At 72.8% G+C, this 16591-nt stretch carries 18 protein-coding genes and 1 tRNA gene; 10 read left to right on the top strand and 9 right to left on the bottom strand.

Going from position 1 to position 16591, the window contains the following annotated elements; all coding sequences use genetic code 11:
- Positions 1-53 precede the first annotated feature (53 nt).
- From ACWCXC_RS29330 to ACWCXC_RS29320, 3 genes are all read right to left on the bottom strand, one after another.
- The gene (locus ACWCXC_RS29330) at positions 54-1004 is read right to left on the bottom strand and encodes an STM4015 family protein (protein WP_450681203.1); all 951 of its coding nucleotides are present in this window, start codon (positions 1002-1004) and stop codon (positions 54-56) included.
- 157 nt (positions 1005-1161) lie between these two features.
- Complete coding sequence (locus ACWCXC_RS29325) at positions 1162-1557, bottom strand: hypothetical protein (protein ID WP_450891020.1); 396 nt, start codon at positions 1555-1557, stop codon at positions 1162-1164.
- Between the two features lie 59 nt (positions 1558-1616).
- Positions 1617-2825, bottom strand: a complete 1209-nt coding sequence (locus ACWCXC_RS29320; RefSeq protein ID WP_450891019.1) for an IS110 family transposase — start codon at positions 2823-2825, stop codon at positions 1617-1619.
- 297 nt (positions 2826-3122) lie between these two features.
- On the opposite strand from ACWCXC_RS29320, the gene ACWCXC_RS29315 reads away from it, so the two are divergent.
- Both ACWCXC_RS29315 and ACWCXC_RS29310 read left to right on the top strand, forming a co-directional pair.
- On the top strand, positions 3123-3449 hold the full coding sequence (locus ACWCXC_RS29315) for a hypothetical protein (RefSeq protein WP_450685113.1): 327 nt from the start codon (positions 3123-3125) through the stop codon (positions 3447-3449).
- A gap of 67 nt (positions 3450-3516) precedes the next feature.
- Entirely contained in the window at positions 3517-4518 is a 1002-nt protein-coding gene (locus ACWCXC_RS29310; RefSeq protein ID WP_450685112.1) for a DUF6745 domain-containing protein, read from the top strand.
- Positions 4519-4574: 56 nt separating this feature from the next.
- On the opposite strand, the gene ACWCXC_RS29305 is transcribed toward ACWCXC_RS29310, so the two are convergent.
- The 3 genes from ACWCXC_RS29305 to ACWCXC_RS29295 all read right to left on the bottom strand — a co-directional run bounded on the left by ACWCXC_RS29305 (position 4575) and on the right by ACWCXC_RS29295 (position 7249).
- Positions 4575-5165 (bottom strand): TetR/AcrR family transcriptional regulator, encoded by a 591-nt coding sequence (locus ACWCXC_RS29305; RefSeq protein WP_450685111.1) that lies wholly within the window; start codon positions 5163-5165, stop codon positions 4575-4577.
- Positions 5166-5255: 90 nt separating this feature from the next.
- Positions 5256-6464 carry a Glu/Leu/Phe/Val dehydrogenase dimerization domain-containing protein gene (locus ACWCXC_RS29300; protein ID WP_450891018.1) on the bottom strand — a complete coding sequence of 403 codons (1209 nt, stop codon included), beginning with the start codon at positions 6462-6464 and terminating at the stop codon, positions 5256-5258.
- A gap of 197 nt (positions 6465-6661) precedes the next feature.
- Entirely contained in the window at positions 6662-7249 is a 588-nt protein-coding gene (locus ACWCXC_RS29295) for a carboxymuconolactone decarboxylase family protein (RefSeq protein ID WP_450685109.1), read from the bottom strand.
- A 220-nt stretch (positions 7250-7469) separates the two neighbouring features.
- On the opposite strand from ACWCXC_RS29295, the gene ACWCXC_RS29290 reads away from it, so the two are divergent.
- The 7 genes from ACWCXC_RS29290 (at position 7470) to ACWCXC_RS29260 (ending at position 13821) form a co-directional block, all read left to right on the top strand.
- On the top strand, positions 7470-7910 hold the full coding sequence (locus tag ACWCXC_RS29290; RefSeq protein ID WP_450685108.1) for a TIGR03618 family F420-dependent PPOX class oxidoreductase: 441 nt from the start codon (positions 7470-7472) through the stop codon (positions 7908-7910).
- A 96-nt stretch (positions 7911-8006) separates the two neighbouring features.
- Positions 8007-9269: an MBL fold metallo-hydrolase gene (locus ACWCXC_RS29285; RefSeq protein ID WP_450891017.1), complete on the top strand. Its 1263-nt coding sequence runs from the start codon at positions 8007-8009 to the stop codon at positions 9267-9269.
- A gap of 391 nt (positions 9270-9660) precedes the next feature.
- On the top strand, positions 9661-11637 hold the full coding sequence (locus ACWCXC_RS29280; RefSeq protein WP_450891016.1) for an ATP-binding protein: 1977 nt from the start codon (positions 9661-9663) through the stop codon (positions 11635-11637).
- Between the two features lie 7 nt (positions 11638-11644).
- The gene (locus ACWCXC_RS29275; protein ID WP_450891015.1) at positions 11645-12079 is read left to right on the top strand and encodes a roadblock/LC7 domain-containing protein; all 435 of its coding nucleotides are present in this window, start codon (positions 11645-11647) and stop codon (positions 12077-12079) included.
- 2 nt (positions 12080-12081) lie between these two features.
- Positions 12082-12453 carry a DUF742 domain-containing protein gene (locus ACWCXC_RS29270; protein WP_450685104.1) on the top strand — a complete coding sequence of 124 codons (372 nt, stop codon included), beginning with the start codon at positions 12082-12084 and terminating at the stop codon, positions 12451-12453.
- A 220-nt stretch (positions 12454-12673) separates the two neighbouring features.
- Positions 12674-13243, top strand: a complete 570-nt coding sequence (locus ACWCXC_RS29265; protein ID WP_450685115.1) for a GTP-binding protein — start codon at positions 12674-12676, stop codon at positions 13241-13243.
- Positions 13240-13821 carry a GAF domain-containing protein gene (locus tag ACWCXC_RS29260; RefSeq protein ID WP_450685103.1) on the top strand — a complete coding sequence of 194 codons (582 nt, stop codon included), beginning with the start codon at positions 13240-13242 and terminating at the stop codon, positions 13819-13821. Before ACWCXC_RS29265 ends, ACWCXC_RS29260 begins: the two co-directional genes overlap by 4 nt.
- 66 nt (positions 13822-13887) lie before the next feature.
- Here ACWCXC_RS29260 and ACWCXC_RS29255 read toward each other — a convergent pair whose 3' ends face one another.
- Together ACWCXC_RS29255 and ACWCXC_RS29250 are read right to left on the bottom strand one after the other, a co-directional pair.
- Positions 13888-14793: a transketolase family protein gene (locus ACWCXC_RS29255; protein WP_450685102.1), complete on the bottom strand. Its 906-nt coding sequence runs from the start codon at positions 14791-14793 to the stop codon at positions 13888-13890.
- Between the two features lie 78 nt (positions 14794-14871).
- Positions 14872-15573: a transketolase gene (locus ACWCXC_RS29250; protein WP_450891014.1), complete on the bottom strand. Its 702-nt coding sequence runs from the start codon at positions 15571-15573 to the stop codon at positions 14872-14874.
- Between the two features lie 126 nt (positions 15574-15699).
- Here ACWCXC_RS29250 and ACWCXC_RS29245 point away from each other — a divergent pair.
- A tRNA-Pro gene (locus tag ACWCXC_RS29245) sits at positions 15700-15773 on the top strand.
- A 110-nt stretch (positions 15774-15883) separates the two neighbouring features.
- Here ACWCXC_RS29245 and ACWCXC_RS29240 read toward each other — a convergent pair.
- Positions 15884-16348 (bottom strand): tyrosine-type recombinase/integrase, encoded by a 465-nt coding sequence (locus ACWCXC_RS29240; protein ID WP_450685100.1) that lies wholly within the window; start codon positions 16346-16348, stop codon positions 15884-15886.
- Positions 16349-16591 lie beyond the last annotated feature (243 nt).

Raw genomic sequence — 16591 nt, 5'->3', positions numbered from 1 at the left:
GGACCCGCCGCCCCGGCACCCGGCCGGGCCGGACACGGGCCCCCGGAGCGCGATCACTCCGACACCGTGACGTACCGGCCGGCCGCCCCGCGGTCGCCCCACGGCTCGCACCGCTCCGACACGTCCACCCGCACCCCGTGCGGCTCCAGAGCCTCGACGACCCGCCGCTCCATCGGCTCGGTGAGGAAGTGGTGGTGCAGATCCAGTGCGTCGAGATGGGTCAGCGGCTGGCCCTCCAGCAGCGCCGCCGCGCCCTCGTCGCCGAGCACACCGCAGGACAGGTCGAGGGACGTCAGCCGCGCCACGACCGGGGCCGAGGCGAGGGCCGAGGCGATCTCGTTCTGCACCTCGCTGTTGCGCAGCCCCAGATGGCGCAGGGCGGGGAAGCGCGTCCCGGACAGCAGCGGCGCCAGGTCCGCCACATCCGCGTCGCCGCCGTAGGCCGAGACCCCGAGCCACAGGTCCAGACGCTCCAGGGCGGGCAGTTCGCTGTCCAGCACCCCGCGCACCACCTCCCTCGGCAGCCCGCCGGTCTCGATGGTCAGCGACTTCAGCCGCTCGTGCTTCGTGGCCGGGAAGACCAGCTCGGAACCGCCGCGCACGCCCAGCTCCACCAGGGCGGGGAAGGCGGTGAGCAGCGCGGTGACATCGCTCTGCTCGATCCAGGAGATCTCCGCCTCCTCCTGCACCAGATCACCGACGAACACCGCTTCCAACGAGGTCAGCCGGTCCGCCGCCGCGATGACGAGCCCGATCGGATACGAGGACTTCTCCTCGTACGACTCGCCCCACTGCCCGATGATCAGCGCCCGGACACCGGCGGGGTCCACCTCGTCCAGGAACGCGGTGAACTCCTCCTCCCAGGTCTGCTCGTCCTCGTACGCGTCGATCGAGACGCGCCAGGCCGCGGCGTCGGCGGCCGGCCGGGGCCCGCCCTCCGCACCGGACTGGAAATCGACGGCCGGAAGGCCGAGCAACTCGTTCAGGTGGTCCGCATCGGACATGGCCCTGATCTCCTGATGACGACGTCGGATTGATGTCCGCAAGGTGTATCAAGGCCCACTGACAACGCCGCGACCGGGCCCGCCCCGAACGGACGGCGCGACCGATTGATGCTCCTATTGGCAGTCAAGGGTTGCCAAGAACCTGAGGGTGGCCCGGTCAGGTTTGGTAGGGGTGCAGGGCGACACTGTCCGATCCCACGCTGATCTGCACCCACGAACCGTGCAGGCCGCTGGGGACGGGTGATGCCAGATCGAACAGCACCGACCAGTGACCCATCTGGAGGTAGGCGGCGCCGTCGTCGATCAGGTGGAGGCGGCCGTTCATGATCACCCGGTCGCCTTCCTGCCGGAGTGCCGGCTCGGCGGCAGAGGCCGCCCGGGTGTTCTGGTCCCAGTGGATGTCCTCGTCGACGGTCCATTCGATGAGGTGCTGGCCGTCGGCGTCTCGCGGATCACCGTGCCAGAGCACGACGGCGGACCCGATGGGGGTGTGAACCCGAACCGTCATGTGCTGCTGCGGGGGGTGCGGCAGGCTCTCCGTGCGGACGAACATCGCCCCATCATCCACCGACGTCACGTCTCAGGATCAAGGAGTTGACGGGTTGGCCGAGGTCAGGCCGCGGTGAGCCAGTCTCGGTAGGAGTTGGCGAGGTCGTCGTCGCGGCGTGTGCCGCGTTCGATGCAGGAGATCACCGCCGGCCAGACGCCGAAGTGCTCGGCGACGGTGGTGAGGGTGATGCTCTTGGCCTGGCGTGCGGGCCGGAGGTCGGAGACGTCCGGGACGGTGATCGGTGTGGTCAGGTAGCGGAAGATCTCCCGGGCGATCGCCCGCTTGAGCAGGCGGATGATCTCCTTCTTCGTGCGTCCGGCGGCGGTCTGGCGAACGACATACTCGCGGGTGCGGGCGTCGCTGGACATGCGGACGAGAGCGATGCGGTAGAGGGCTGAGTTCGCTCCGCGGTCGCCGCCCCGGGAGAGGCGGTGGCGGTTGGTCCTGCCGCTGGAGGCAGGGACGGGTGCGACGCCGCAGAGCGCTGCGAAGGATGCCTCCGTGCGCAGACGGTCGGGGTTTCCGCCAGCGGTGACCAGGAGCTGGGCCGCGGTGTCGGGGCCGACACCGAACGCGGCGCGCAGGCCGGGATTGTTGTCGGTGGCGGCGGTGTCCAGGGCGGCGGTGAGAGTGTCGTGTTCCGCGGTCAGGGCCTGGACCCGGCGGGCGAGGGTCTTCAGCGCGGTCAGGAGAGCGACGCGCGGCCCGTCGCCGGTGGGACGGAGCCGGGAGATGGCGTCGACCTGCGTCTTGCCGCGCAGCGCGGTGTACTTGACGCGGATGTCGTCTGGGGCGGTGATGAGGATGTGCGCGATCTGGTTCAACGTGGCGGTGCGGGCTTTGACGGCGGATCGGGCGGCGTTGTGGAGGGCGCGTATGCCGCTGACGGTGTCGTCCTTGGGGATGACAGATGCCCGGCCGGACAGCGCGGCGCGGGCTGCTGCGTAGGCGTCGATGGGGTCGGACTTGCCGATCCGGCGCCGCTCGGCCTTGTCTGGGCGGTTGACCTCGATCACGGTCAGGCCCGTGTGGCGGGCGGCCCGGGTGAAGCCGAGGCCGTAGGAGGAGGTTCCCTCGACGCCTATGGCGGTCACCGCGCCGTGGGCGTTCAGGAACGCGATTGCCGCAGCGTATCCGGCCGCCGTAGTGGGGAACTCGGCGTCGGCGACGTGGCCGCCCCGGTCGGTGATGACAGCAACGTGGATCGTGTCCGCGTGGGAGTCCACTCCGCCGAACACCGCATCCAGTTCGGTGGCGGGCGTGATCGTCATGGTCATCCTGTCAGCTGCCTTCCGGGCCGGAGGTGACGCCGGCCGGGTGGGTCAGACAGGACATTGAGGGGGCCTCTGGCCAAGCTCCTATCAGGTCATGTTCCACCCACCTGGCCGGAGCCATGGAGAACGGATCCCGGCGGCCGGACAGAACAATCGCAGGACAGCCCAGCAGGACGTCAGTCAGACCCTGAGCCACGACCACCGGAACCCGCTACGAGTATCAATGTCAGACCCCCGCCGTAGCGTTTTCGATGTGGCCGGCACACCGGGTGCCACCACGGAGGGGAGAGGTCTGTGTACCGGCAGGGCGACGTACTGATCATGGCGCTGGAGGAGTCCGCGGTGCCCCCGCACCTCCTGGACGCGCCGGGTGAACTGCGCGACGGGCGCGGCAGGCTGGTCCTCGCGCTCGGCGAGGTCACCGGCCACGCCCACGCCGTGCCCGGACCGGGCCGGCTGATCCGGGAGGCCGGGGTGTTCGGCCCGATGCTGCTCCATCTCCCCGACGGCGGGCGGGTGGTGCACGAGGAGCACGCGGTGATCACGCTGCCGCAGGGCTGGTTCCGGGTGGTGCGCCAGCGGGAGTACGCGCCGGGGGCCGTCCGCGTCGTCGCGGACTGAGCGGCGGACGGCACGGCGGGCGCACACACGGATGTCAGGGATACGGGAACAGGGGACGGGGAAACCGATGCAGTACGTGGACTCATGGCGGGCCGTGGCGGCGGCGACGGGCGCGGCGGACCGGGCGGCGGCCGAGGACGGGGTGCGCCTCGCCTACCGGCTGGCGGGGCTGGCCGAGCCGGAGGAGTTCGTCTGGGCCGATTCGCCCAGGGCCGCCGTGGAGGCGGTGGAGAAGCTGGCCGACGCGGGGCGCTCGGTCCGTGACGACGTACGGACCCGCCCCTGGGCGCAGGAGCGGCGCCGGATGTACGACGAGCTGGGCCCGGCCGGCTGGTCGGCGCTCTGGTCGGCCACCGGGGCCCAGCTCTGGGAGAGCACGGCGGCCCTCGCCGACCGGATACGGGCGGGCGTCGTCGCCGACCTCGCCGCCCGCCCGGAGGACGAGACCGATGTGCGCCTCGTGCTGCTCGACGCCGTCCTCGGCCAGCACGACGCGGCCTGGCTCGCCGCGTTCGACGGCCGGGGCGAGCGCCTCGAAGGGCTGGCCGCCGTCGCGCGGAACGCCGGATGGTGGTGGCCCTACGAGCGGGCCGTGGTGCTCACCGAACGCCCCGAGGCACTCCACCGGGACGAGGCGGGCCGCCTGGACCGGGGCGACGGACCGGCCCTGGCCTACCGGGACGGCTTCGCCCTGTACGCCTGGCGGGGCATGCCGGTGCCCGCCGCGTTCCTGGCCGAGCTGGCCGCGCTGACGCCCGAACGGATCCGCGCGGAGGAGAACGCGGAGCTGCGCCGCGTGATGCTGGAGTTCTACGGCTACGACCGCTACCTCACGGAGTCCGGCGCCGAACCGGTCCACCGCGACGAGACCGGGGTGCTCTGGCGGATCGCGCTCGCCGGGGACGAGGACGTGGCGATGGTCGAGGTCGTCAACTCCACACCCGAGCCCGACGGGACGTATCGCACGTACTGGCTGCGGGTCCCCCCGAGGACCCGGACCGCGAAGGAGGGAGTGGCGTGGACCTTCGGTCTCCGGGGCGAGGACTACGCGCCGCTGCGCCAGACCTGACGAGCGCTGGGCTGGGCGGGGCGCGGAAGGCGAGGAGGGGGGGAAGGGAGGAGCCGTCAGGCCGTCAGCGCGGCGTGGTCGATGCCGAGTTCCCGGGCGAGCGCCTCCTCGGCCCACTCCAGCATGGTGGCCCGGGACAGCGGACCGGCGTACGAGGTCATCTGCACCGCCAGACCGTCCAGCAGCGCGGTCAGCTTCCAGGCCACCGACATCGGGTCGTCGCAGTGGAACTCGCCCGCCGCCGCGCCCTCCTCGATGACCTCGGCCAGCTCCGCCTTCCACTGCTGGTCGAGATCGCCCGCCACATTGCGTAGCGCCGGATCGCGCAGCGAGGCCGCCCAGCCCTCGATCCACAGCCGCCAGCCCTTGGCCTGCCCCGTCGGCGCGTACCACCGCACGGCGGCGCGCAGCCGGCGGACGGCGGTGGTGCGCCGGCTCAGCAGCTTGCGCAGATGGGCGAGATCGGCCTCGGCGGCGTGGGCGAACGCGGCGGCGACCAGCTTCTCCTTGGTGGAGAAGTGGTACAGGACGAGGGCGTTGCTCACACCGAGCACGGAGGCCACATCGGCGATGCGCACCGCCGCCACGCCCCGTACCTCGATCTGTTCGACGGCGGCGCGCAGCAGTTCCTCGCGTCGCTCCGCCACTCCCAACCGCACTCTTGCCACGCCGTCACCCTAACGAATACCGGCGGCGGGGGAGGGGGCCGGTCGGGCGCCGAGGGAGACGGGCCCGGCTCAGCGGTACCAGCCGTAGCGGTCGGCGATCACCGGGAGCCGGTCGGCCACCACGGCGTGGGCCGCCGCGCGGGGGGTGCAGCGGTCCCGCTCGGCGCGCTCCAGGACGAGGCCGACCAGGTCCCGCATGGCGTGCCGGACGTGGGCGAACGCCTCGTCGGCGTCGGGGCCGATGTCCCCGAACAGGGTCCACCACCACCAGGCGTTGGTGCAGGAGTTCACCACGACATCGGGCAGGACGGTGATCCCCCGCGCGGTGAGCCGTTCCTCCGCTTCCGCAAGGACCGGCATGTTGGCGGCCTCGACCACCCAACGGGCCTTGACGGCGGCCTGGTTGGTCAGGTCGATGGCGTAGGAGACCGCGGCCGGGACCAGGATGTCCGCGTCGCTGTCCAGCCAGGCGTCGGCGGGCAGTTCCCGGTCGCCGGGACGCAGGGCGGCGCGGTCCACGGTGCCGTGGGCGTCCCGGGCGGCCAGCAGCGCCTCGACGTCGAGCCCGTCCGGGTTGGCGAGGGTGCCCTTCACATCGGCGACGGCCACCACGCGCAGCCCGGCCCGGGACAGGAAGCGGGCGGTCGCCCCGCCCATGGTGCCGAGGCCCTGGAGCGCCACGCGTGCGTCGGTGTGGGCGACCCCGGCCCCGTCCAGTGCGGCGAGCGCCGATTCGGCGACCCCGCAGCCGCCGACCAGTTCGTCGAGGCCGATGCCGTCCACCTCGACGGCGAAGGCGTCGGCCAGCCGCTTGCGGGCGGCGGCCTCGTCGTCGAGGAGCGGGTAGACCGCCTGGACGGTGGAGACCAGCCCGGCCTCGGCGGCGGCCCGGTCGACCAGGTCCTGGGTGAGGCCCAGGTCCTCACCGGTCGTCCAGACGTGCTCGACGTAGGGCCGGACCGCGCGCAGATAGCGGACCAGGACGCCGTACGCGGCGGGGTCGCGGGGGTCGCAGTCGATGCCGCCCTTGGCGCCGCCGAGAGGTATGTAGCGGGCGTTCGGCCGGTCCGCGTCGAAGTGCAGGGCCTCCTTCATGGTCATGCCCCGGGCGAGCCCGGCCACCTCCTTCAGCGTGCAGCCGGCCCGCATCCGCAGCCCCCCGCTGGAGACCCCGCGCACCAGCCGGTCGACGACCAGGTGCCCCTGGCGGCCGGTGACGTGGTCCGTCCAGGTCAGCGAGATCAACGGGGCGGGAGGGGAGGCCGGGCGTGTGGTCATCGGTGGGGACTCCTCGGTCACGGCGAGCGGGCCGGGCTCGGGGCGGCGCCGTGGTCCAAGGGGTGCGGACCCACCGCCCCCGATGCCGGCCGACGTACTTCTACTGAATCGCCAGTCAGTATCAGGAGGCGGGGCCGCCCTGTCAACGAGGCCCGGGGCCCGCCCGGCCGATCATGGCCGGACAGCCCCGCCCGGGGTCACCCCGCGGCGGCCCCGGTGTCGCGCCCGGCGGCGGGCGGCGGCACCTCGCACCGGTCCTTGAAACCCTGACTGGCGATCCCGAGGGCGTCATTGGTCCGCGCCCGCATGTTCTCCACCGCGATCACCGCCGTCAGCTCCACCAGCGCGGACTCGCCGACCGCGACGCGCAACCGCTCCACCAGGTCGTCCTCCACCTGCGGCGGCGTGACGGACATGCCCTCCGCGTACGCCAGGACGTCCCGCTCCAGCGGTGTGTAGGCATCGCTGTCGTGCCAGGCGGGCACGTCGGTGAGCTTGCGCGGGTCCATGCCCTCGTTGTGGTGCAGCCAGTACCCGAAGTCCATGCACCAGGCGCAGCCCACGGTGGCCGCCGCCCCCATCACGGCCAGCGCCGAGAGCCGCGGGTCCAGCTTCTTCCAGCGGGCCACGGACATCTCGTACCGGGAGTTGGCCCACAGCACTCCGGTGTGGTGGGCGCCGGCCCGCAGCGGGTCCATGACCTTTCCGTACGTCCGCTTCGAGTACCACGAGACGGCGCGGAACAGGAGGCTGCGGGGCGGGTCGAGCGAGATACGGGCGGTCATGACCGGTCTCCTTCGGTGCGATGCGGTGCGGTGCGGTTCGGTCCCGGGCGGCGCGGCGGGGCGCCGGCGCCCGGAAGTGCTCTCACGGAGGGGACGGGCGGGGGCCGCCGGATGTGACATGGCGCCGGGGGCGGTGCGCGAAGTGGCCGGAACCGTGCGCCCGGGGCCGCCGGGCCGCCCGCAGCGGAATCCTGCGCGAGGGCCGTACGTTGGACCGGGCATGACGGGAATCGACGCACACCGGGAAGCGCTGCTGCGGCTGGTCGGAGAGGAGGACGGGGGCGTCCTGGTCACGCTGAGGAAGGACGGCAGACCGCAGCTGTCCAATGTGAACCACTTCTACTACCCCGACGAGCACCTGGTCCGCGTCTCGGTCACGGCGGACCGCGCCAAGACGCGCAACCTCCTGCGGGACCCTCGCGCGAGCTACCACGTGACCAGCGCCGATCGCTGGGCCTGGACGGTCGTGGACGGCACCGCCGACCTCACCCCGGTCGCCGCCCGGCCCGACGACGCCACCGTGGAGGAACTGATCACGCTCTACCGCGACGTCCAGGGCGAGCACCCCGACTGGGACGACTACCGCGCCGCGATGGTCAGGGACCGCCGCCTCGTGGTGCGCCTGCGCGTCGAGCACGTGTACGGGCAGCCGCGTGCCTGAACCCTCCGTAGCTGCCTCCCGATGGCCGCTCCGGGCTCGCACAGCCGTACGCCCTGCCCATAATTGAGAACGACACCGACGCCCCAGGAGACCCTTGTGACCGGCGCTGACCCCCTTGCGTTCCGCACCCGGCTGCGCGCCCTGCGCCCCGCCGCCTTCGGAGCCGACCCGGACGGCGCCCGCATGGAGCGCATCCGCCGCTCCCCGAACTTCGCCGACGGCGTCTTCCAGAACCCGGTGGGGGCGCGGATCAGACCCTCCGGCTCCCCGCTCGACTTCGCGAAGGTCTTCTTCCGCAAGGAGGAGCGGGTCCTCAGGACGCCGACCGGGACCGTTCCCGTGCACGCGACGACCCTCGCCGATCTCGCCGAACCCCCCGCCTCCGGCCTCCGGCTCACCTGGATGGGGCATTCCAGCGTCCTCGCCGAGATCGACGGCCGACGGGTGCTCTTCGACCCGGTCTGGGGCGAGCGCTGTTCGCCCTTCCCGTTCGCGGGGCCCAAGCGGGTGCACCCCGCGCCGCTGCCACTGGGCGCGCTCGGCGCGGTCGACGTCGTCGTGATCTCCCACGACCACTACGACCACCTGGACCTGCCGTCCATCCGCACCCTGGCGGGCACCGGCACCGTCTTCGCCGTCCCGCTCGGCGTCGGCGCCCATCTGGAGCACTGGGGCGTCGCCCCGGACCGTATCCACGAACTCGACTGGAACGAGTCCGCTACCGTCCACGACATCACCCTGACCGCCACCCCGGCCCGCCACTTCTGCGGCCGGGGCCTGCGCAACCAGCAGCACACCCTGTGGGCCTCCTGGGTCGTCGCCGGCCCCGAGCACCGGATCTACCACAGCGGCGACACGGGCTACTTCCCCGGATTCCGGGAGATCGGCGCCGCGCACGGGCCCTTCGACGCGACCATGATCCAGATCGGCGCGTACAGCCAGTTCTGGCCCAAGGACCGGACCGACAGCGAGCCCGAGCCCGGGGCCTGGCCGGACATCCACATGAGCCCCGACGAGGGCGTCCGGGCCCACCTCGACCTCCAGGGCGACGACGCGTCGGCGGGCGTCATGCTGCCGATCCACTGGGGCACGTTCAACCTCGCCCTGCACCCCTGGGCCGAACCGGCCGAGTGGTCGATGCGGGCCACCCAGTTCGCCGGGGTGACGATGGCCGCCCCGCATCCGGGACAGCCCTTCGAACCCGCCGACCCGCCCGCCGTCGAGCCGTGGTGGCGCGCCGTCGCCGCCGAACCGGCGCCCGGCTGGGGCAACTGGCCCCCGGTCCATGTGCCGCTGACCGCTCCGGCCGAGGCCGTCACCGCTCCCGACCAGGACCGTGCGGGGGCCGCACAGCCCTGACCCCCGCCCCGGTGGGCGCACCCACCGGCAGGCCCGCGCGAAGCAAGCCCCCTCGGCCGTGACCGAGGGGGCTTGCCGCGTTCCTCCTCCGTCGGGCCACCGCTCTCCGCCGGGTCCCGGGGGCGCGCCCCTCCACGGCCCGCCGGGCGAACGGACCATCGGAGAAATAGGTCTTCAGTGCGAGCGGTCATACCAGAGCGGGACGGATGGCGGGCAAGTTCCACAACTGCCCGCCACGCCCGCGTACGAGGCGACTACCGTGTGTGGCCGGTGATCAACGGTGGGCTCATATTCTCCGAGCCTGCCAGGCCGATGACCGGTGAATGACCGACCACCGTAGGTGGCACCACATGAATGCCGATTCCTGGTGTCCCACGTACCGAGGACGCTGATGTCTCAACTTCGCGCACCCGACGCGCGACCGGAACGACGAGAGGGCGGGCGGCACGGCCGACCGGGTCCCCGTTCCCACTCGGCCGCGGCCCGGCCCCGAGCCGCCCGGCCGTCCCCCGAGGCGCGCATACGCCCTCAACTCCTGCGGACCGCCGTCCTGCCGGCCGTCGCCGCGACCCTGGCCGGCGCCGGCGCGGTGATCTTCACCGCCCGCGCCGGCGGCGTACGGCCGACCCGGGAGCTCTGGACGGCGTACGGCGCCGCCGGCGGGCTCGTCCTCGCCGCGATGGTCGCCGCGTTCCTGGCGGCCAACCGGGTCGCCACCACCGTGCTGGGCCGCTGTCTCGCCCTGCGCCGGGCCAGCGTCCAGAACCAGGCCGACCTCCAGCAGGTGGTGGAACAGCTCCGCAATGGCGAACCCGTGCCCGCCCGGCGCGCCCCGCACCAGGCCGCGCCCGGAGGCGACCCCTTCGCACTGCTGGCCCAGGAACTGGGCCGCCAGCAGGAGGGCGCCGTGGCCGCCGTGGTGGAGGCGTCCCGGCTCGCCGAACCCAGCGGCGAGGACCAGAAGGTCGAGGTCTTCGTCAACCTCGCCCGCCGGCTCCAGTCGCTGGTGCACCGCGAGATCCAGCTGCTGGACGAGCTGGAGCACGAGGTCGAGGACCCCGACCTGCTCAAGGGGCTCTTCCACGTCGACCACCTGGCCACCCGCATCCGCCGGCACGCGGAGAACCTGGCCGTGCTCGGCGGCGCCGTCTCCCGCCGGCAGTGGAGCAACCCCGTCACCATGACCGAGGTGCTGCGCTCCGCGATCGCCGAGGTCGAGCAGTACCCCCGGGTGAAGCTCGTGCCCCCGATCGACGGGACCCTGCGCGGCCACGCCGTCGCCGACGTGATCCACCTGCTCGCCGAACTGGTCGAGAACGCCACGGTGTTCTCCGCACCGCAGACCCAGGTCCTGCTCCGCGCCCAGCGCGTCACCGCGGGACTCGCCCTGGAGGTCGAGGACCGGGGACTGGGCATGCCCGGCAACGAGCAGAAGCGGATGAACGCCCTGCTCGCCGACCCCGACCAGGTCAATGTCGCCCGGCTCCTTCAGGACGGCCGCATCGGCTTGTTCGTGGTCGCCTCCCTGGCCCGCCGGCACGGCATCGTCGTACGGCTGCAGAGCAACATCTACGGCGGCACGCAGGCCGTGCTCGTGCTGCCGCAGACGCTGCTCGGCGCCGACGAGGACGCCTCCGGCGAGTCCGGCGGCGCACCCGCGCCGCCGCTCGGGCCCGCCCACCGCCCCGCCCCCCAGGACGACACCGGGACCCACCGCGCACCGCAGGCCCAGGCGCCCGCACCGGTGCCCGCCCCCGGCCCGGAGCACCGTGCCTACGTACCCGACCAGCAGCCGCGCCCGCAGCGGGCGACGGCGCCGGCGGCGCAGCCGCCCCGGGCCCCGCAGGGGGAGGCCCCACCGCTGCCGATGCGTGCCGAGCGCCTCGACCGGCCCGCCGATGCCGCCGGGGCCCGCCACGGTGAGGACGCCGTTCCCCCGCTTCCGCAGGACAGCGGTGCCGGGCCCGGCACGGCGGCCCGCCCCCAGCTGCCCCGCCGGTCCACCCAGGAGAACCTGGTCCCGCAGCTCAGGGAGGCGCCGGCGCCGCGTACCGAGGAGGAGCCCAGCCTGCACGACCCCGGGCTGGTGGCGGCCTTCCGGCGCGGCATCGATCTGGCCGAGGCACGGGCCGAGACCGAGTTCGACACCGACGCCGAGGGCGAGCCGGCCGGGGACGGTGCCGGTTTCCGCCCGGACGGCGCCCCGGGACTGCCCGCCGGACCGGGCGCGGGAACACCTGCCGCGTCCCGGGGGCCCCTGGAACCGCTCCCGGTCCGCGGCGCCGCTCCGGTGAGGCTCTTCCGGCCCGGCCCGTACCCCGGCGACCACGACCCACTCGACGCCCACGCGAACACCACCAAGGAGTAGATGCACCATGGCCACCGAAATGCCGTCCGGCCAGGTCTCGGACCTCGACTGGCTGCTGAGCGGGCTCGTCCAGCGCGTGCCGTACACCCGCAGCGCGGTCCTCCTCTCGGCCGACGGGCTGGTGAAATCCCTGCACGGCCTGGACGCCGACAGCGCCGACCACATGGCGGCGCTGGCCGCGGGCCTGTACTCACTCGGCCGCAGCGCCGGGGCCCGGTTCGGCGACAACGGCGAGGTCCGCCAGGTGGTGGTGGAACTCGATTCGACACTCCTGTTCGTGGCCACGGCCGGCTCCGGCACCTGTCTCGCCGTGCTCGCCGGCCGCAACGCCGACGCCGCCGTCCTCGGCTACGAGATGACCATGCTGGTCAAGAGCGTCCGGCCCTATCTGATGACCCCGACGAGACAAGCGGCCGGGGCGCCGGGCGTCCCGGGGCTGTGACCATGCCGACCACGCAGGACGGGCCGTTGCTCGACGATGCGGCAGGCCGCCTCATCCGCCCCTACACGGTCAGCAACGGCCGTACCCGTCCCACCACCGTGCTCGACCTGCTCTCCCTGATCCGCGCCACCGGCACCGTCCCGCAGACCCATCTGGGTCCCGAGCACTCCGTGGCGCTCGGCCTGTGCGGCGGCCCCACCTCGGTGGCCGAGATCGCCGCCCATCTGCGACTGCCCGCCGTGGTCACCAAGGTCCTCCTCTCAGACCTGGTCGACTGCGGTGCGGTGACCGCCCACCCGCCCGCCTTCCATGACATGCCCACCGACCGATCCCTGCTGGAGGCAGTGCTCGATGGCTTACGACGACAGCTCTGACGGCTTCGACGGATCCGCCCCGTACGCGGGGACGGCGAGCCCCGGACATGTCGGCTACGCGGACGCACCGGCTCCGGGCGGCTACGCCGACCCACCGGGGGACCCCGGCGGCTACGCGAATCCACCGGGGGACCCCCGGTACGGCGGCGGCGACGCCTACGGATACGCGCACCACGCCCAGCCACCGGCGACGCCCGAGGGCTTCCCGGTCGCGCTCAAGGTGCTGGTGGCCGGCGGCTTCGGCGTCGGCAAGACGACCTTCGTCGGCGCGGTCAGCGAGATCGCGCCGCTCAGTACGGAGGAGCTGCTGACCCAGGTCAGCGCCGCCACGGACAGCCTCGAAGGCATCGAGTCCAAGACCTCCACGACGGTGGCGATGGACTTCGGCCGGATCACGCTGGACGAACAGCATGTGCTCTATTTGTTCGGCACACCGGGCCAGGAGCGCTTCTGGTTCATGTGGGACGAGCTCTCCCAGGGCGCGCTCGGCGCCGTCGTCATCGCCGACACGCGGCGACTGGAGGAGTGCTTCGCCGCCGTCGACTTCTTCGAACGGCGCGGCATCGGCTTCATCGTCGCGGTCAACGAGTTCGACGGCGCCTTCCGCTACGGCCCCGAGGAGGTGCGGGCCGCCCTCGATCTGGCACCCGAGGTACCGGTCGTGCTCTGCGACGCCCGGATCGCCAGCTCGGGCACCGGAGCGCTCGTCACCCTCGTCCAGCACCTGATCAACGCCACCGACGCCGCGGCCCCGCTCTCCGGTCACGGAAGCTACGGGGCACCCCGGTGACGACGCCGCACGCCCTGGGGCGCCTGCTGCTGACACCCGTCGACAGCGACGCCCGGGTCCGTACCCAGCGGCTGCGCAGCCTCGATCTGGGCGAACGGCCCGACGGCACCTTCGAGACCTTCGACGCCTTCGCCGACCGGGTGGCCGAAGTGACCGAGGTGCCGTTCTCGATGGTCAACTTCATCGACGGGAACCGCCAGTTCTGGGCCGGACTGCACACCCCGGCCGGCACCCGCAGGGGCTCCGACCTGGGGGCGGCGGCCGCCGGGAGCGGGCGGTTCGTCGCCCTCGACCACGGCTACTGCCCCCATGTCGTCGTCCGCCGCAAGGCCCTCGTCCTGGAGGACGTCTGCGACTACCCGCGATTCGCCGGGAACCCGGTCGTCGACGACATAGGCATCCGCTCCTACCTCGGGGCGCCGCTCATCGACCGCACCGGCCTCGCTCTCGGGGCCGTCTGCGCCGTCGACATCGTGCCCCGCCCCTGGGGGCGGGCCGGGCTCGACACCATCAAGTCCCTGGCCCAGGAGCTGGTCCGCCACCTCGACCGGCGGGAGGACACCCTCCTCGGGATCTGACCCTCCCTGCGGCCCGGCGGACCGTCCCCTGCGGCCCGGCGGACCCCCGCCCCGCCCCGGAGTCCCTCACTCCCCGCCGAGGAAGGCGCCGATCCGCTGCCGCAGGCCGCGCGGGTCCAGTCCGTGGGCGGCGAGGTGCTCGTCCATCCGCCCGTAGCGGCGCAGCTCCTCCCGGGCCACGCCCAGCCCCAGGACCCGGTGGGGGACGGCGGCGAGCGCGTCATTGGCCGCACCCGTCGAGGTACCCGCGAGATACGGCTCCACGATCACGACATCGGCCGCGTCCTGCCCGGCCACCGCCTGCCGCAGGCTCCGTGCGTCGAACGGGCGGACGGTCGTCGCGTACAGCACGGTCGTGTCCAGTCCCTCGGCGGCGGCGAGCACAGGGTCGAGCATCGGTCCCACCGCCACGACCACACCCCGCCCGCCCTCGCGCACGGTGGCGAACCGGCCCGTGCCGCCCACCGGCCGCGCCCGGCCGTTGGACTGGACCGAGAGCCGCACGTACACCCGCCCGTCTCCGGCCACCGCCTCCCTCAGCAGCGTCTCCGCCTCGTCCGGGTGGCCCGGTACGTGAACGGTCCAGCCGTCCAGGGTGTCCATGAGCGCCACATCGCCGGGCGCCATGTGCGTGAACCCGCCGGCCGGCCAGTCGTACGAGGCCCCGGCGCTCACCAGCACCCCGCCGACGCCCTGGTGCCCGAAGTCCAGCTTCACCTGCTCGAACGGCCGCTCCACCAGGAAGCTCGCGAAGGTGTGCACGACGGGCCGCATCCCCGTGAGGGCCATCCCGGCCCCGGCCCCGATCAGCAACTGCTCCCGGATGCCGACATTGACGACCCGGTCGGGGTGGTCCCGCTCGGCGCGGGCGAATCCGTCCCGGCTGACCTCCGCGAGGACGAGCGCCAGGCGCGGGTCCTCGTCGAGCAGCCGGGTGGTGGTGGCGATGAACCGGTCACGCATCGTGTCCATGGCAGAGGTCCTTCTTCTCGGTCCGAAAAGGGGCGGGTGAGGGGGCGGCGGGTTCGGCGGAAGGGCGAGGAGCGAGGATCAGCGCTTGGGAGCGACCCGGGCGACGACGGCCCGTGGCCGTCCGGGGTGCGGCGCGGTGAAGGCGGCGTACAACGCCTCGTGGTCCCGCCCGTCCACCGAGTCGACCGACCAGCCCGCCGTGGCGAACCGCTCGGCGATCCCGCCGGGGCGTCCGTACGTCGCCGAGGCGTTGTCGATCACCACGGTGTGCAACTGGTCGAGCCCGGCCGGGCCTGCGTAGGCGATCGCCTCGTGATTGCTGCCCTCGTCCAGCTCCGCGTCCCCGGTCAGCACCCAGACCCGGGGCTCGCGCAGCCCCTGGGCCCGCAGCCCCAGCACGCTCCCCACGGCGAGCGGAAGCCCGTGCCCCAGAGACCCGCTGCCGATCTCGACCCCCGGCACCAGCATCCGGTCGGGATGGTGCCCGAGCGGCGACTCGTACGAACCGAACCCCGCCAGCACCCCCTCCTCGAAGAAGCCCCGCGCCGCCAGCACCGCGTAGTACGCCATCGGGCCGTGCCCCTTCGACAGCAGAAAACGGTCCCGGCCGGGCGCGTCCGCGGTCTCCGGTGTGACCCGCAGCACCCGGTCGTACAGCACCCACAGGGCATCCAGCGTGGAGGTGGCCGCGGGCCCGTGCTTCTCGTCGCCGGTCATCAGGCTCATCAGCCGGGGCAGGTCGCGGTATCCGGACGCCGGCGCGGTGATCGTGTTCGTCATGCGCCGAGCGTCTGACATCAAGTGCGCTTGAGGTCAAGCGGTGAATGCGTTCGTGACCACCCTGTGGAGTGCGGTATTGTTCTCATGCGCGTTCAGCCAGGGGGAAACCCCAGGTCAGACGGGCATCGGGACGTGGCGCAGCTTGGTAGCGCACTTGACTGGGGGTCAAGGGGTCGCAGGTTCAAATCCTGTCGTCCCGACTGGAGACAGTCGTAGATCAGGGCCGGTTTCGGAGACATCCGAAGTCGGCCCTTGATCATTTTTGGGGACCAGTTGGGGACCAACTGGAGGTCCGGCGTCCTTGACCAGGTCAGCGGGTCATGACGATGGGACTCGGCAGCGAGCGTGGTGCGCGCAGCGCGCTGAGGCGGGCGGAGAGCGCCGCCCCGGCTGCCGTGATTTTGTGGACATCCGGGTGAAGGTAGCGCTGGGTGGTGGTCAGTGAACCGTGGCCGGCGATTCTGCGGAGGATGTGTACGTGGACCCCGGCGTCGGCGAACCAGGTCAGGCCGGTGTGTCGGAGGTCGTGGTGGCGCAGGCGCTCGTAGCCGAGCTCGGTGACGACGTCGTCCCAGTGGGTGGCGTCGCGCAGCACGGCGGTGGAGATGCGTCCGCCGCGCGGGCCGGTGAACAGGCGGGCGTCCGGGTCGCGGCCGGCGGACAGGATGCGCTGGGCGACGAGGGGACGGATCTCCTCGATGATGGGAACCTTGCGGGCCCGCATGCCCTTGGTCCCCTTGTCGGTCAGTCCACCGAGTGTGGTCTGACGCCGCACGGTCCAGATTCACTGGGTGGTGTCGATGGCCCCGACGCTGCGACCGCGACGTGGCCCACGGCGGGCACGGCACGCATCCGCCAGCCTGACAGGTAGGGGTCGAGTGTTTGCAACTCCAAGCCACGCAGGGCAAGTTCCCTGATCGCGTTGCCGTATTCGGCGCGCTTCATTGTGGCGAGCGACGAAGGCAGCCCTGCCTCAGCTGCCTCGATGATGGACTGAGCCACTCGTGCGCCTTGTCCT

It is taken from the genome of Streptomyces sp. NPDC001515, from assembly GCF_053597115.1.
The sequence above is the reverse complement of the archived record's forward strand: the minus strand, read 5'-3'. Positions and strand labels throughout refer to the sequence as shown.

Coding starts and splice junctions, on each gene's coding strand:
- ACWCXC_RS29310 (WP_450685112.1), top strand. CDS start 3,517: ATGCAGTACGTGGACTCATGGCGGGCCGTGGCGGCGGCGACGGGCGCG.
- ACWCXC_RS29255 (WP_450685102.1), bottom strand. CDS start 14,793: ATGGACACGATGCGTGACCGGTTCATCGCCACCACCACCCGGCTGCTC.
- ACWCXC_RS29300 (WP_450891018.1), bottom strand. CDS start 6,464: ATGACCACACGCCCGGCCTCCCCTCCCGCCCCGTTGATCTCGCTGACC.
- ACWCXC_RS29280 (WP_450891016.1), top strand. CDS start 9,661: ATGTCTCAACTTCGCGCACCCGACGCGCGACCGGAACGACGAGAGGGC.
- ACWCXC_RS29325 (WP_450891020.1), bottom strand. CDS start 1,557: ATGTTCGTCCGCACGGAGAGCCTGCCGCACCCCCCGCAGCAGCACATG.
- ACWCXC_RS29275 (WP_450891015.1), top strand. CDS start 11,645: ATGGCCACCGAAATGCCGTCCGGCCAGGTCTCGGACCTCGACTGGCTG.
- ACWCXC_RS29295 (WP_450685109.1), bottom strand. CDS start 7,249: ATGACCGCCCGTATCTCGCTCGACCCGCCCCGCAGCCTCCTGTTCCGC.
- ACWCXC_RS29250 (WP_450891014.1), bottom strand. CDS start 15,573: ATGACGAACACGATCACCGCGCCGGCGTCCGGATACCGCGACCTGCCC.
- ACWCXC_RS29270 (WP_450685104.1), top strand. CDS start 12,082: ATGCCGACCACGCAGGACGGGCCGTTGCTCGACGATGCGGCAGGCCGC.
- ACWCXC_RS29330 (WP_450681203.1), bottom strand. CDS start 1,004: ATGTCCGATGCGGACCACCTGAACGAGTTGCTCGGCCTTCCGGCCGTC.
- ACWCXC_RS29320 (WP_450891019.1), bottom strand. CDS start 2,825: ATGACGATCACGCCCGCCACCGAACTGGATGCGGTGTTCGGCGGAGTG.
- ACWCXC_RS29290 (WP_450685108.1), top strand. CDS start 7,470: ATGACGGGAATCGACGCACACCGGGAAGCGCTGCTGCGGCTGGTCGGA.